This window comes from Cryptosporangium minutisporangium (assembly GCF_039536245.1).
Classification (GTDB): domain Bacteria; phylum Actinomycetota; class Actinomycetes; order Mycobacteriales; family Cryptosporangiaceae; genus Cryptosporangium; species Cryptosporangium minutisporangium.
Genome location: NZ_BAAAYN010000017.1, coordinates 60663 through 74082, shown reverse-complemented (window position 1 = coordinate 74082; position 13420 = coordinate 60663). Strand labels below are relative to the sequence as shown.

The window sequence follows — 13420 nt, the reverse complement described above, 5'->3', positions numbered from 1 at the left end:
GGACGCGACGGCTGCCACCGCCGCGTCGGGATCGGAACACCGCGCCCTGCGCGGGATGAGCAGTGGGCCGCCGGGCTGCCACCCGACGACCCACCCAGCGGAACTCCCATTCCACTGAAGGAGAGCCATGAACTCCCCACCGAAGTATGCCCGGCCTCCGGTCGACGACGCGCCGTCCGACCGGGCCGACGGCCGGTTCCACTGGAAACGTGGCAAGTGGTTCGTCGTCCTGTTCTGGGTGGTCGTGCTGATCGGCGCCGGACCGTTCGCCGGCAAGGTGACCGAGGTCGAGGACAACAGCGCGACTTCGTTCCTGCCGCGGGAGGCGCAGTCGACGCGGGTCGCCGAGCTGCTGCCCCGCTTCCAGCAGGACGACCTGCTGCCCGCCGTCGTCGTCTACGCCCGCGACGGCGGGCTGACCCCGGCGGACCGGACGGCGATCACCGCGGACCGATCGGCGCTCGCCGCGCTCGGCGCCGGCGACATCGAGGGCCCCATCCCGTCGGACGACGACGCAGCCCTGATGTACGTGGTGCCGGTCGACAACAACGACGACCCGCTCGGCGCGGTCGAACGGATGCGAGATCGGGTGGCCGAGTCGGCGCCCGCCGGCGTCGAGGTCCACGTCGCCGGAGCCGCCGGGAACCTCTACGACGCGGTCTCGGTCTTCGACGACCTGGACGCCAACCTGCTGCTCGCGACCGTCGGCGTCGTCACGGTCCTGCTGTTGCTCACCTACCGGAGCCCGGTGCTCTGGATCTTGCCGCTGCTGGCGGTGGGCATCGGCAGCCAGCTGGCCACTGCGGTCGTGTACCTGGCCGCCAAGCACGCCGACCTGCCGGTCAACGGGCAGAGCGGCGGCATCCTCACCGTGCTGGTGTTCGGCGCGGGCACCGACTACGCGCTGTTGCTGATCGCCAGGTACCGGGAGGAACTGCGTCGCCACGCCGACCGGCACACCGCGATGGCGATCGCGCTCCGCCGCACCGCGCCGGCCGTGCTGGCGTCCGCGGGCACCGTGGTCGTCGGCCTGCTCTGCCTGCTGGCCGCCGATCAGAACTCCACCCGGAGCCTCGGCGGTACCGGTGCGATCGGTGTCGCCTGTGCGGCGATCGTCATCCTGACGCTGCTGCCTGCGCTGCTCGTCGTCGTCGGGCGCTGGGCGTTCTGGCCGCTGGTCCCGCGGGTCGGCAGCGAGGCCACCACCACCCGGTTCGTCAGCTGGCACACGGTCGCCACCGTGGTTGGCCGCCGTCCGCGCCTGCTCTGGACCTCCGCGGTGGTGTTCCTCGTCGCGCTGACGCTGGGCCTGAGCAGCATGACGCTCGGCGCGAGCGACGCGCAGCAGTACAAGACGCCGCCGGACTCGGTCCGGGGCCAGGAGTTGGTCGCGAAACACTTCCCGGCCGGGGCGACCGAGCCGACTCAGATCGTCGCCGCGGCGGGCTCCGCCGACGCGGTGGTCGAAGCCGCGCGGTCGACGTCCGGCGTCGCCCAGGTGAACCAGGTGGTTCGCGGCGGTGATCTGGTGCTGGTCCCGGTGGTGCTGGCCGACGCGCCGGACAGCGGCGCCGCCGAGAAGACCGTGCAGCGGCTCCGCTCCGCGCTCGCCGAGCTGCCCGACGCGGATGCCGCGGTCGGCGGCCGTACGGCGTCGACGCTCGACACCCGGGAAACCGCCGCCCGGGACCGGTGGGTGGTGATCCCGCTGGCGCTGGTGGCGATCATGCTCATCCTGGTCGCCGTCCTGCGCTCGCTCGTCGCCCCGCTGCTGCTGATCGCCACCAACGTGCTGTCGTTCCTGGCCGCGCTGGGCGGTACCGCGCTGATCCTGGAAGGGGTGTTCGACGTCGACGCGGTCGACTACTCGCTGCCGCTGCTCGGGTTCCTGTTCCTGGTCTCGCTCGGCGTCGACTACAACGTCTTCCTGATGACGCGGGTGCGCGAGGAGGTCGCGAAGTCCGGCCACCGCGAGGGTGTGCTGGCCGGGCTGCGAGCCACCGGCGGAGTGATCACCAGCGCCGGCCTGGTGCTCGCCGGCACGTTCGCGGTCTTCCTCGGGATGCCGCTGATCTCATTGCTGGCGATGGGGCTGCTGGTCGCGGTCGGGGTGCTGCTCGACACGCTGCTCGTCCGTACCGTGTTGGTACCGGCGCTGGCACTCGACATCGGCCCGGCCGTCTGGTGGCCCAGCTGGCTCGGGCGGCGGTGGCGCGCCGATCGGTGAGCGTCCCGGCCGGATGCCCGTGGCGTCTCGCCGCTGCGGGCATCCGGACGCGTCGGGGCAGCAACACGGTGGTAACCCAGTCGTGGCAGGCTGAGCGATATCGCTGCTGGTAGGGGGTTGGCATGCTGCTACGGGTACGGGTCTCGCTGCCGGACCGGCCAGGTGCGCTCGGTGCCGTCACTCGTACTCTCGGTGCGGCCGGCGCCGACATCCTTCAAGTGACGGTGCTGGAGAGCGTCTCGGGTCGGGCGCTGGACGAGTTCACGGTGTCGGTGGCGAATCCCGCGGTCCGCGAGCGGGTCAGCGCCGGGCTCGAGGCCGCGCCGGGCGTCCGGGTCGAAGGGGTCTGGGAGACGATCGAGCCGCCGGGCGCCTACCCGGACCTCGGCGTCCTCGCGCAGGTGGCGATGAACCCGGCGCACGGGCTGGCCACCCTGGTCGACGCCGCTCCGGCGCTGTTCAGCGCGGAGTGGGCGGTGCTGGTGGAGACCGAACCGTCGACGAGCGTCGTCGCCGCCAGCTGGCAGGCTCCCGCTGACGTCCGGCTCCCGGAGCTGACACCGCTGCGTCCCCGGCTGATCAGCCTCCCCGGCGGCCCGCACCTGGCGGTGGCGCCGTTCGAAGGGACGTCGACCGCGCTGGTGGTCGCCCGCCAGCACGCGCCGGCCTTCCACGACGTCGAGTTGACCCGGTTGACCGTGCTCACCGACATCGTCGGCGCGATCGTCGGCCGGCCCGTTCGGCCGGAACCGGCGGCGAACGGCGTCTCCGGCTGACGGATCGAACCGAACGAAGCGCCCCGGGCCTGCACTCCCGGGGCGCTTCGCGATTCGTGCGGCCGTGGTCGAGCCGCAGTGGTTGGCCTGCTCAGTCGTTGGCGTGCTCAGCCGCCCACGTAGGGGGTGATCAGCTTGCAGACGGGCCTCTTGGCGGTGCTCGGGTCGAGCGCGTTGAGGATCAGCTGGAACGCGATGCTGTCGTAGGTGATCGCCAGGTGCTCCGAGGCGTCCAGGATGCAGACGTCCTGGAGCAAGATGTTCGTGATCTGGCCGCTCGCCTTCTGGGCGTCGGTCGCGATCAGGAACGCGTTCTGATACGGCGTGACGACCTGATCACCGTTGGTCTGGATGACCGTGTACTTGACCGTGTCGCCGACGCAGACGTCCTGAGCCGGACCGCTCGGGCAGGTCGCCAGCTTCTGCTGGACCGCCGAGCCCTGGATCTGGTCGAAGGCGCCGTCGACGACCCCGCCGTTCTCGGTGATCGTCGAGCCGAGCCCGATCGCCTTGCCGAGCTGCCCCAGGCCCCACAGCGTTGTGCCGTGGTTCGACGGGGAGAGCCCGATCAGCTTGTTGATCTTCGCGCCGCCACCGAGGAATTTGATGTACCAGCGCGGCATCATTCCGCCCTGCGAATGGCCGACGATGTCGACCTTCGGCGCCCCGGTCACCTGGATGACCTTGTCGACGACGCGGGCCAATTCCTTGGCGTTCGACGGAACCGCATCGGTGCCCTGCAGTGCCGCGTTGTCGTCACCACCGTAGTTGAACGTATAGACGCAATACCCGGCATTCTTGAGATACGGCGAAAGGGCTCTCCAGTTATCGTTCTGGTTCTCCCACGTGCCGTGCGCCAGAATGACCGGAACCGGGTGCTGCGACGAGGTGCACGCGGCGGGGAGCTTGCCGTCCGCGTTGCGGGAGACCGTGATCGCCCCCGGTGGGGCCTGCTGGTAGTTGCCGATATTGGGCGGGAATTCGGCCAGCCAGTTGAAGTTGACCGGAAGCGGATCGGCCGCGGCGGGCTGGGCCCCGGCCAGTAGAGTCGCGGTGGCGCCGAGCGCAGCTAACATCGAGCCGAGCAGCTTGCGACGCATTTGAGTACCTCCGTGGCGTAATAGGCGGGGGGAAATTAACACCACGAAAATGCGGTCGCAATACTGAGCGAACTGACAACAGTGGGCGTCGATAATTGTTTGAGAAGCACCATTGTGGCCGGGCTTTGTCGGGGCGCCGGTGAGCGGGTCGACGAGTTTGCGTAGCGGGATGACAAGCGCGGACCCGATCCGGAGGCTCTCGGCGCGCTTGGGACAGCATGCTGGTTTGTCTCAATTTCGCTTGGCTCGGAGCGGCGTCCGCGGGAGACTCGGGTAGGCGCGCACCTAGGGGTCGAGTATGGACGCTCACGGAGAGTTGTCATCCGACGTGTGGTCGGCGCCATGAAATTGCTGTCGTTCGACCGACATCGTTTTCGGTTACTGACGGTTGGATAGGGGTGGAGGAGTTCACAGCCATCCGGGGAGTCCCCGGGGTTAGGCCGGGTACTTCGCCAGGGCTAGAACCAGTGGGATCCCTGACGCACTCGGGCACCGTCCGCGAGCACGATGGGCGCATGCCGGACGGGGGTCCGGACCGGTAGGCGGAGGAGGGATTCGGATGAGCGTGATGACGCCGGTGCTGGACGGCGGTGTGCGGACGGTACGGCGGCCGCGCCCGACCCGGCGCCCGGCCGCCACTGCGGTCGTCGCCCCGCCGAGGCTGCCGGAGCGGGCGAAGACGCCGGCTCCGCGCACACCGGTTGCCACGGCGACGGTGGAACGCGCCGCCACTGTGGACCGAGTCGCCTACCGCACCTACACGCCTACTCTCCGTGAGCGCGCCTGGGTGGTGCTCGCGCACCTCTCCGGGGTCGTGTCGAGCGCGGCCGGTCCGCTGGCGATCTCCCGCGCTTTGGGTGAGCGTTCGACCTACGTGCGTGAGCAGGCACTGGCCGCGGCGAACTTCCAGCTCGCGTTCCTCGCCGCGCTGGCGCCGACGCTGCTGCTGGGTTTCCTGACGTTCGGGCTCGCGGCGCTCTTCCTGGTGCCGCTGGTCCTGGCCTGGCTGCTCACCACGGTGCTGGCCGCGCTCTCGGCCGCCGGTGGCGAGCGTTACCGCTACCCGGTGGGCTTAACGATCCTGCACTGAACGCCGGACGAGACGCGAGGGCGGCCCCATCCCGACGGATGGGGCCGCCCTCGCGTCGCTCCCGCACCGCGGCCCGCGTGGAGGGGCGGCGCGTCAGCGGGAGTAGAACTCGACCACGAGCTGCTCGTTGCAGATGACCGGGACCTCGGACCGGAGCGGTTCGCGCAGCATCCGGGCGGTGAGCGTGCCGACCGAGACGTCGAGGTACGGGGCGGTCGGTCCCGCGCCCACGTGCGCACCGGCCGCGGCGGTCACGAACGGCGTCATCGTGCGGCTGCGCTCGTGCACGGCCACGACGTCGCCGGGCTCCAAGCGGTAGGAGGGCCGGTCGACGCGGCGTCCGTTCACCGTGATGTGCCGGTGCGTGACGAACTGACGGGCCTGGTAGATCGTCCGGGCGAAGCCGGCCCGCAGGACCGTGGCGTCGAGCCGGCGCTCGAGCAGCGAAACGAACACCTCGCCGGTCTTGCCGGGGCGCTTCACCGCTTCGTCGAACACCCGGCGCAGCTGCTTCTCACCGAGGTCGTACTGGAAGCGCAGGCGCTGCTTCTCGCGCAGCCGGAGCTGGTAGTCGCTCTGCTGGCGCCGACGCCGGCCGTGGTCGCCTGGCGGGTACGGGCGCCGCTCGAAGTACTGCACGCACTTCGGCGTGAGCGGGATACCCAGCGCGCGGGAGAGGCGGACCTTCGGCCGGGACTTGTTCATCGAACACCCTTCTGGGTTAGGCTCCACTAACTAAGGTGAGCCTAACCGTATTTGGAGGCGTGATGGAACCGACCCCGGCGGAGATCGCCCGGACCCTGGCGGCCGGACACCTGCCGGCGCGAATCCGGACGGACGGTGGGTCGGACGGAGGTTTCACCGCGACCGAGTTCGCCGTCACTCATGTCACCGACCGGATGGGCCGAGTACTGCTGCTTCTGGCCGAGGACAGCCCGGTGGACCGCGTGCTGCGTCCGGTCGCCGCGGACGGGGACGCGGTGGCGCAGCTGACGGTCGCCGACCGGCAGCCGATTCCGGGTAGCCCGTGGCGCGGCCGGATCACGATGTCGGGCTGGGCCACCCGGCTGGCCGGTATCGCCGCGCATCGGGCCGCGATGGACTACGCCGAGGTGAACGCCGCCGGTGAGCTGCTCGACGTCGGCCGGGGCAGCGTGCTCTACCGGCTCGATCTGGCGGAGATCGAGTGGGCGACGCCCGGGTACGACGCGGAGGACACCGACCCCGACGGCCTCCGCCGCGTCGACGTCGACGTCGACGCGTTCCTGGACGCCGAGCCCGACCCGTTCGGCGCGGACGAGCAGAGGCTGCTGGCCGACCTCGCCGACCACCACGGCGATCTGCTCACCGAACTCTGCGCGCAGGCGCGGGAGACCGCCGTCCCGGGGGCTCGCAGCGCCCGGGCGTTGCGGCTGGACCGCTACGGCCTGACCCTCGGCGTCGACGTCGCGGGGGAGGAGCGCTGGATCCGCGCCGGCTTCCGGCACCCGATCAGCGACCTCAAGGAGCTGGCCGAGGTGTTCCACCTGCTCGCCTGCTGCCGCTGCCGTCCCGAGCCGCACCAGCACGCACCGGAGACGCACGCCCACTGACGGCCGTGGCGAACAATTCACGGAATGTCCACGCCGTCCTGTCGGCTGTTCCTTCCGCCCGAGGTGGCGTGGGCGTTACACCTCCGGCATGCCTCCACGTGTCCTCGCTTCGACGCCCGCCGTCGAGGCGCTCGCTGACCCCCGCCGCACACCGGGGTACTCGGTGGTCCTCGCGACCGAACCGGCCGAGATACGGGCCGCCCAGGAACTGCGATACCGCGTTTTCGCCGACGAACTCGGCGCGGAACTCGACGGATCCGGCGTCGAGCCCATCGACGCCGACCGATTCGACCCGCTCTGCGACCACCTACTGATCCGCGACGACCGCACCGGCGCCTGCGTCGGCACCTACCGCATGCTGCCACCCGGCCGCAGCGCCGAGCTTTACTCGGACGGCGAGTTCCGGCTCGACCGGCTCGCGTTCCTGCGTCCGCAGCTGGTGGAGGCCGGGCGGTCCTGCGTCCACCCCGATCACCGCACCGGAGCGGTGATCGGGCTGATGTGGGCCGGGATCGCGCGCTACCTGCACCTCGCGGGTCACCGCTGGCTGGCCGGCTGCGCGTCGGTGCCGTTGGCCGACGGGGGTGCGGCGGCGGCCGCTACCTGGGCGCTGGTGCGGGCCAAGCATCTCGCGTCGGATGCCCACCGGGTCGAGCCGTGGCGTCCCTGGGCAGTCGAGCCCGGTGCCGCACCGCGGGCTGCGTTCGTCCCGCCGTTGCTCCGGGGCTACCTGCGGCTCGGCGCCCAGGTCTGTGGGCCCCCGGCGCACGACCCGGCGTTCGGCACGGCGGACTTCTTCGTGCTGCTCTCGCTGGCCGACACCGACCCGCGCTACCTGCGCCGGTTCCTGGGCGACACGGGTTCGGGGGCGGCTGCATGAACGCGATCCCGGCGTGGGCACCATACTCACCGTGCGCGGTGCGCTGCCTGGGCGCGGACGAAGCCAGGGTCCCCGTCCCGGTCGCCGCGCTGCGGCTGGTGGGGGCGTTCATGACCCTGCTGGCTGCGCTCGGGCTGGCGGTCGTCCATCCGCTGGTGCGCGGCGAGCGACGCGCCGCGATCGTCCGGTCCTGGTGCCGGACGTTGTTGTGGACGCTCGGCGTGCGGGTCGCCGCGGACGCGTCGACACCGTCGCCGACGGCGGCGCTGGTGGTCGTGAACCACATCTCGTGGCTCGACGTCCTGGCGGTGGCGTCGGCGCGACCCGGACGTGTGGTCGCCCGGGCGGATCTACGCGGCTGGCCACTGATCGGTCCGGTGGCCGCCCGCGCCGGGACGATCTTCGTCGACCGGCACCGACTCTCGACGCTGCCCGGCACCGTCGCCGAGGTCCGGGCCGCGCTGCGAGCGGGGGCGCGCGTGCTCGTCTTCCCGGAGGGCACCACGTGGTGCGGGGCCGAGGGCGGCCGGTTCCGGCCCGCGCTGTTCCAGGCGGCGATCGACGCCGGTGCGCCGATCGAGCCGGTCACCGTGAGCTATCGAAGCGCTGGGCGGCCGTCCACGGCAGCGGCGTTCGTCGGCGACGACCCACTCGTGGCGTCGATCTGGCGTGTGGCGCGGACCCGCGACCTCGTCGCCGACCTGCGCGGTCACCGCGTGCTCGCACCCACCGACGATCGGGGCCGACTCGCCGCCGCAGCGGAAGGGCTGGTGTACGGCGGCCGGACCGCCGCCGCGGCGATCCGGCCGGTGCCGGCGGCGCGGGCCTCAGGTCTCCAGCGGCCAGGTGTGAGCCGGCGCGTTGGAGTGCATGTGGTCGATGTACTCCACGGTCATCCGGCGTAGCGCCTCGTCCCGGTCGAGCCCGGCCCGTTCGAACCGCTCGACCGTGGCGATCTGCCAGTCCGAGCCGGTGCGATGGGTCAGGCAGCGCCCCTCGATGATGCCGAGCAAGCGGTCGCGCTCGTCCGCCGACACGCCCCAGGCGTCCAGCCCCTGGGCGGCGAGCGGAAGCAGGTGGCGGAGCACCAGCTCGGAGACGGGTACCTCGCCCGCGCCGGGCCAGTACTGCCGTCCGTGGATGCCGTCCCTGGCCCCGGCCTGGAAGTTCTCCCGTGCGGCCGCGAACGACATCTGGCTCCAGACCGGCCGTTCCGAGTCGACCAACGCCCGGACCAGCCCGTAGTAGAACGCCATGTTCGCGGCGATGTCGACCACGGTCGGTCCACCCGGCAACACCCGGTTCTCCACCCGCAGGTGCGGGCAGCCCTCGACCACCGCGTAGACCGGGCGGTTCCAGCGCCAGACAGTGCCGTTGTGCAGGGTCAGTTCGGCCAACTTCGGTGTCCCGCCGGAGTCGAGCACCGCGACCGGGTCCTCCTCCTCGCAGAGCGGCAACAGGGCGGAGAAGTACCGCGAGTTCTCCTCGAACAGATCGAACACCGACGTGATCCAGCGTTCACCGAACCACACCCGCGGCCGCACGCCCTGCGCCTTCAGCTCGGCCGACCGGGTGTCGGTCGCCTGTTCGAACAGCGGGATCCGGGTCTCGGCCCAGAGCCGGTGCCCGAACAGGTACGGCGAGTTCGCGCCCACGGCGACCTGGGCGCCGGCGACCGCCTGCGCGGCGTTCCAGTACGACCCGAACGTCGCCGGGCTGACCTGCAGGTGGAACTGGACGCTGGTGCAGGCGCCCTCGGGTGCGACGCTGTCCGCGTACGTGTCCAGCCGCTCGACGCCGTCGATGCGGATCGGCAGGTCCTCGCCGCGCAGCGCGAAGATCTGTTCGTTCAGCAGGCGGTACCGCTCGTTCGCCGACAGCGTCTCCAGATTGACGTGCGACTCGCGCAGCGTCGGCAGGATGCCGATCAGCGCCAGCTGGGCGCCGACCGTCCGGGCCCGCTCGTCGGCGTGGTTGAGCGCGTCCCGGACCTCCTTCTCCAGCGCGCCCGGCCCGTTCGCACCGATCCGCCGGGGTGGCATGTTGATCTCCAGGTTGAACTGGCCGATCTCGGTGGCCCACTGGTCGTCCGCGATCGCGCTCAGCACCTCGGCGTTCCGCATCACCGGCCGTCCGGCGGCGTCCACCAGGTTGAGTTCGATCTCCAGCCCGGACAGCGGCCGGTCGAAGTCGAAGCGGGACTCGGCCAGCATCCGCGCGAGAACGTCCAGGCAAGCCCGGACCTTCTCGCGGTAGCGGCGACGGTCATCTCGGGTGAATTCGACCGCCGGTACGTCCCGACCCATGCTTCTCTCCTCGGTCAAGGGGCATCGGTCTCGGTGAACTCTTTTCAACCTCACGTATCTCTGCAGGCTGGGCGCCGTCCGCAGGGGTCGATCGAAAAGAATTCATCCAGGCGGTACCCGTTGTCGGTCGGTCGGGAACGCGTGACGTGTCCCTCGCTACGGAACCAACCCGGCTGGGTAACCCGTTGCGAAGTGGGAATGTCGCTTCGGGTGAAAGGTGTGCTGCACGTGGCGGAAATGGTCCCCCAACTGGCCGGAGAACTCAGTCTGGCCAGCGGGAGTGCTCGCGACCCACAACAACTCACGGGTCTGTCCGGCTGGGTGGTGGACGTCGTCGAGCTGCTGGGCCCGTTCGGCGTGGGCCTCCTGGTGTTGCTGGAGAACTTGTTCCCGCCGGTACCGAGCGAGATCATCCTGCCGCTCGCGGGATACCTGGCCGGTACCGGACGCATGGACCTGGTGACGGTGATCATCGCCGCGACGATCGGCTCGCTCGTGGGCGCGCTGGCCCTCTACGGGCTCGGCGCGTGGCTCGGCGACGCACGCATTCGGGCCTTGCTGCGGCGACTACCCCTGATGCACGAGAGCGACCTCGACCGCGCGCAGGGCTGGTTCGACCGACACGGTGGAACCGCGGTGCTGATCGGTCGGATCATTCCGGTCGTCCGGAGCCTGGTCTCGATTCCGGCTGGCGTGCAGCGGATGCCCCTGTGGCGGTTCGTGCTCTACACGACGCTCGGCAGCGGCGTGTGGAACACGATTTTTGTCGTGCTCGGATACGTACTAGGCAGTCAATGGAGCACGGTGGGTGAGTACAGCGATCTCCTCAACGCGGTAGTTATCGCGGCCATTGTGCTTGCTGTGGTCTGGTTCGTCGGTAAACGTGCGCTGGCGGCACGAAGGGAACGGGCGCGGGCCGACAGTTGACCACGCTGGGTGAGGGTCGACGCTGGTCAGAGCGGAACCCGGCGTCGGCGGCGGCTTTGCAGCGGTAGTGCGTCGCACAGTTTTGAACACGCGTCACGCGTCGGCCCCAAGCACTCCAGTGAGTCTGGACGATCATGTTTGGATAGAACGCATGGCCCACGGCGAAGAGCAGAACTTGTTCACCCTCAGCGACCCGGCGACCGCCGAGGTCACGTTCGACCTCGCCCTCCGCGGTTATGACCGGCGTCAGGTCGATCGGTACATCGCCCAGCTCGAGAGCGAACTGTCCCAGTTCGCCGCGCGCCGGGACGATGCGCTGGCGCAGAATCATGCGCTCGCCGCGCAGGTGACCGATCTGCAGAACCAGATCGTGGACGTTCAGCGACGGCCCACCGCCGAGAAACCCTCGTACAAACACCTCGGTGCGCGCGTCGAACAGATCTTCGCCATGGTCGAAGACGAAGCGGCTGAGATCCGGCAGCGGGCCGAGGCCGAGGCGCATCAGATCCGGGCCAGGGCCGAGCAGGACATCGAGGCGGTCAAGGCCGGGGTCGAGAAGGCGTTCGCCGAACGGCGGGAGGCGATCGAGGCGGAGTACGCGCAGAAGACCGCGCACGCCGACAAGCTGGTGGCCGACGCCGAGCAGCAGGCCACCGCGCTGCGCCAGGACGCCGCTCAGATTCGCGCCGAAGCCGACCGCGAGACCGAGGAGATTCGGGAGCGGACGAAGGCCGACGCCCGCCGCGTTCAGGACGACGCCAGCCAGTTCTCCGCGCGGGTGCGCGGCGAGGCCGAGAAGCACGCGGCCGACGTCCTGGCCAAGGCCGACGCCCAGTCCGCGGACGTGCGGCGCAAGGCCGACGAAGCCGCTCGCGCCGCGACCGACGCCGCCCGCCGCCAGGCCGAGCAGACGATCACCCACGCCCGTGCCGAGGCGGAGTCGATCCGGTCGAAGGCCAAGGCGGAGGCCGAGCAGACCGTCGAGGAGGCCCGCCGGGTCGTCGCCGAGCTCGACACCCGCCGGAAGCAGATCAAGCAGGAGATCACCCGGCTGCGTGAGGCGGTCGCACGGCTCACCGGTGGCGCCAGCGGACTGTTCGGAGAGGACGACCCCGAGGGCGCCGAGGCGACGTTAACGCCGGAAGCTCCGACGAGCGGTGCTCCGGCCGCCGCCCCCCAGGCCCCGGACGCGCAGCAGTCCGCCCCCCAGCAGCCGTCCGGCGTGGCGTCCCCCTCGGCGACCACGCAGCGCTTGGCGGTGCCCGGGCCGGGCGGTACGCCGCAGGGTGGGCAGGCCGCACCGGCGCCGAACAACGGGGTCGGCCCGCACCCGAAGGCGCCTGGCGCCGCGGCCCAGCAGTCGCGGGTCAGCGCGGAGAGCTGANCGAACGGACGCCGGTTGTGCAGCGTCCCGGTCGCCGGGTCGGCGTCGATTCGGAAGTGGGAGAGCTCAGTTCGCGAGCTCGCCTTCCTCGTCGAGGTCGAATTCGCCGTCGTTCACGCCGGCCAGGAACGCGTCCCACTCCGCCTGGGTGAACAGCAGCACGGCGTCCGGGTCGGTGGAGTCGCGGACTGCGATCTGGTCACCGACGAACGCGACCTCGACGGTCGGACCGCTGTCGTCCGCGCTGCGCGAGCTCCGCAGCCACTCGGCCGCAGAGAGGTCGACGTCGGGCATGGTGCCTCCGGTTCTGCACTCCCTGTAACCAGGGACAGGAGCTGACGCGCAGAGGGTACACCGTCCGTCACACGTGTCGGGTGCCCTGTGAAAGCTGGGACCGGGGCGCCACCAGAGCGTCGCGAACACTGCAGGACCGAACGTTGGGAACCCCATTTACCAGGAACGGGACGTGTTTTCCTGCGCCCACCGCTCGGATCGGTGGCCGTGACCGCACCCATGACCGGCCGGACCGCGGAGCTCGTATCCCTCACCGCGGGCGCGGAGGTGTTCGCGCCACACCCGGCGGCGCTTCCGGTGCTTAGCGTGAAACACCAACGTCAGCGCGAGGAAACCGAGCGGCCACGCCGGCCAGAAGAATCCGGCACCGGCCAGCGCCCAGATTCCGATCAGTACCGTGCCGACGAGTGTCACGAATGCAATGTGTCGGCTCAAATGGTCGCGATCGGCGCGGCGTTCCCTGGCCTCTTCGTCGGGGTCCGGGGGGATCAGCCCTCGGCCGCCGTCGGGTAGGTCGGCGACGAGCGGCGCCAACTCGTCCCGGAACTGGGACTGGTAGCAGGCGGCCATCCGCTCGTCGGCCTCGTCGAGCGTCAATAGTCCGGCTTCGGCGGCGCTGCGGAGGATCGACGCGGTCCGTTCCCGCTCGGCGGTGGAGGAGCGGACCCGGCCGGGACTCGGACGGCCGGGTCCGGATCGGGATGGCTCGTCGCGCGGTGCGTCGGACGAGGGCGGTGGCGTGGGGTCGGCGGGCATGTCTGTCTCCGTTCGTCCTGGCCGGCGAGGGGCTGGGGTTGCCGACGCTCTCCATGCTCGGCCCGGGCGGGCGGGATTACGTCGGCTG

13 protein-coding genes are annotated in these 13420 nt (G+C 70.7%); 8 read left to right on the top strand and 5 right to left on the bottom strand.

Translation table 11 applies throughout. The features are described 5' to 3' along the window. The first annotated feature begins 127 nt into the window (after window positions 1–127). Both ABEB28_RS12135 and ABEB28_RS12130 read left to right on the top strand, forming a co-directional pair. Window positions 128–2227: an MMPL family transporter gene (locus ABEB28_RS12135; protein WP_345728143.1), complete on the top strand. Its 2100-nt coding sequence runs from the start codon at window positions 128–130 to the stop codon at window positions 2225–2227. Window positions 2228–2349: 122 nt separating this feature from the next. After that, complete coding sequence (locus tag ABEB28_RS12130) at window positions 2350–3003, top strand: ACT domain-containing protein (RefSeq protein WP_345728142.1); 654 nt, start codon at window positions 2350–2352, stop codon at window positions 3001–3003. 107 nt (window positions 3004–3110) lie between these two features. On the opposite strand, the gene ABEB28_RS12125 is transcribed toward ABEB28_RS12130, so the two are convergent. Then, the gene (locus tag ABEB28_RS12125; RefSeq protein WP_345728141.1) at window positions 3111–4103 is read right to left on the bottom strand and encodes an esterase/lipase family protein; all 993 of its coding nucleotides are present in this window, start codon (window positions 4101–4103) and stop codon (window positions 3111–3113) included. A 559-nt stretch (window positions 4104–4662) separates the two neighbouring features. Here ABEB28_RS12125 and ABEB28_RS12120 point away from each other — a divergent pair. Next, window positions 4663–5193, top strand: coding sequence for a magnetosome magnetite crystal formation protein family (locus ABEB28_RS12120; RefSeq protein ID WP_345728140.1), 531 nt, complete (start codon window positions 4663–4665; stop codon window positions 5191–5193). A 93-nt stretch (window positions 5194–5286) separates the two neighbouring features. Here ABEB28_RS12120 and rpsD read toward each other — a convergent pair whose 3' ends face one another. Beyond that, entirely contained in the window at window positions 5287–5898 is a 612-nt protein-coding gene (rpsD, locus tag ABEB28_RS12115; protein ID WP_345728139.1) for a 30S ribosomal protein S4, read from the bottom strand. A 62-nt stretch (window positions 5899–5960) separates the two neighbouring features. Between rpsD and ABEB28_RS12110 the strand changes: the two genes are divergently transcribed. From ABEB28_RS12110 to ABEB28_RS12100, 3 genes are all read left to right on the top strand, one after another. Beyond that, on the top strand, window positions 5961–6785 hold the full coding sequence (locus ABEB28_RS12110; RefSeq protein WP_345728138.1) for a DUF2470 domain-containing protein: 825 nt from the start codon (window positions 5961–5963) through the stop codon (window positions 6783–6785). An 88-nt stretch (window positions 6786–6873) separates the two neighbouring features. Beyond that, entirely contained in the window at window positions 6874–7665 is a 792-nt protein-coding gene (locus tag ABEB28_RS12105) for a GNAT family N-acetyltransferase (RefSeq protein ID WP_345728137.1), read from the top strand. Further along, window positions 7662–8570, top strand: coding sequence for a lysophospholipid acyltransferase family protein (locus ABEB28_RS12100; RefSeq protein ID WP_345728136.1), 909 nt, complete (start codon window positions 7662–7664; stop codon window positions 8568–8570). Before ABEB28_RS12105 ends, ABEB28_RS12100 begins: the two co-directional genes overlap by 4 nt. On the opposite strand, the gene ABEB28_RS12095 is transcribed toward ABEB28_RS12100, so the two are convergent. After that, entirely contained in the window at window positions 8493–9971 is a 1479-nt protein-coding gene (locus tag ABEB28_RS12095; protein WP_345728135.1) for a glutamate-cysteine ligase family protein, read from the bottom strand. The two genes, ABEB28_RS12100 and ABEB28_RS12095, sit on opposite strands and share 78 nt — an antisense overlap. 237 nt (window positions 9972–10208) lie before the next feature. Between ABEB28_RS12095 and ABEB28_RS12090 the strand changes: the two genes are divergently transcribed. Both ABEB28_RS12090 and ABEB28_RS12085 read left to right on the top strand, forming a co-directional pair. Further along, window positions 10209–10898, top strand: a complete 690-nt coding sequence (locus tag ABEB28_RS12090; RefSeq protein ID WP_345728622.1) for a DedA family protein — start codon at window positions 10209–10211, stop codon at window positions 10896–10898. Between the two features lie 151 nt (window positions 10899–11049). Continuing rightward, window positions 11050–12282, top strand: a complete 1233-nt coding sequence (locus ABEB28_RS12085) for a hypothetical protein (protein ID WP_345728134.1) — start codon at window positions 11050–11052, stop codon at window positions 12280–12282. Window positions 12283–12348: 66 nt separating this feature from the next. Here the strand turns inward: ABEB28_RS12085 and ABEB28_RS12080 are convergent, their stop codons facing one another. Together ABEB28_RS12080 and ABEB28_RS12075 are read right to left on the bottom strand one after the other, a co-directional pair. Further along, window positions 12349–12576, bottom strand: a complete 228-nt coding sequence (locus ABEB28_RS12080) for a DUF397 domain-containing protein (protein ID WP_345728133.1) — start codon at window positions 12574–12576, stop codon at window positions 12349–12351. A 156-nt stretch (window positions 12577–12732) separates the two neighbouring features. Beyond that, window positions 12733–13332 (bottom strand): DUF1707 domain-containing protein, encoded by a 600-nt coding sequence (locus ABEB28_RS12075; protein ID WP_345728132.1) that lies wholly within the window; start codon window positions 13330–13332, stop codon window positions 12733–12735. Between the last annotated feature and the right edge of the window lie 88 nt (window positions 13333–13420).

Coding starts and splice junctions, on each gene's coding strand:
- ABEB28_RS12135 (WP_345728143.1), top strand. CDS start 128: ATGAACTCCCCACCGAAGTATGCCCGGCCTCCGGTCGACGACGCGCCG.
- ABEB28_RS12130 (WP_345728142.1), top strand. CDS start 2,350: ATGCTGCTACGGGTACGGGTCTCGCTGCCGGACCGGCCAGGTGCGCTC.
- ABEB28_RS12125 (WP_345728141.1), bottom strand. CDS start 4,103: ATGCGTCGCAAGCTGCTCGGCTCGATGTTAGCTGCGCTCGGCGCCACC.
- ABEB28_RS12120 (WP_345728140.1), top strand. CDS start 4,663: ATGAGCGTGATGACGCCGGTGCTGGACGGCGGTGTGCGGACGGTACGG.
- rpsD (WP_345728139.1), bottom strand. CDS start 5,898: ATGAACAAGTCCCGGCCGAAGGTCCGCCTCTCCCGCGCGCTGGGTATC.
- ABEB28_RS12110 (WP_345728138.1), top strand. CDS start 5,961: ATGGAACCGACCCCGGCGGAGATCGCCCGGACCCTGGCGGCCGGACAC.
- ABEB28_RS12105 (WP_345728137.1), top strand. CDS start 6,874: ATGCCTCCACGTGTCCTCGCTTCGACGCCCGCCGTCGAGGCGCTCGCT.
- ABEB28_RS12100 (WP_345728136.1), top strand. CDS start 7,662: ATGAACGCGATCCCGGCGTGGGCACCATACTCACCGTGCGCGGTGCGC.
- ABEB28_RS12095 (WP_345728135.1), bottom strand. CDS start 9,971: ATGGGTCGGGACGTACCGGCGGTCGAATTCACCCGAGATGACCGTCGC.
- ABEB28_RS12090 (WP_345728622.1), top strand. CDS start 10,209: ATGGTCCCCCAACTGGCCGGAGAACTCAGTCTGGCCAGCGGGAGTGCT.
- ABEB28_RS12085 (WP_345728134.1), top strand. CDS start 11,050: ATGGCCCACGGCGAAGAGCAGAACTTGTTCACCCTCAGCGACCCGGCG.
- ABEB28_RS12080 (WP_345728133.1), bottom strand. CDS start 12,576: ATGCCCGACGTCGACCTCTCTGCGGCCGAGTGGCTGCGGAGCTCGCGC.
- ABEB28_RS12075 (WP_345728132.1), bottom strand. CDS start 13,332: ATGCCCGCCGACCCCACGCCACCGCCCTCGTCCGACGCACCGCGCGAC.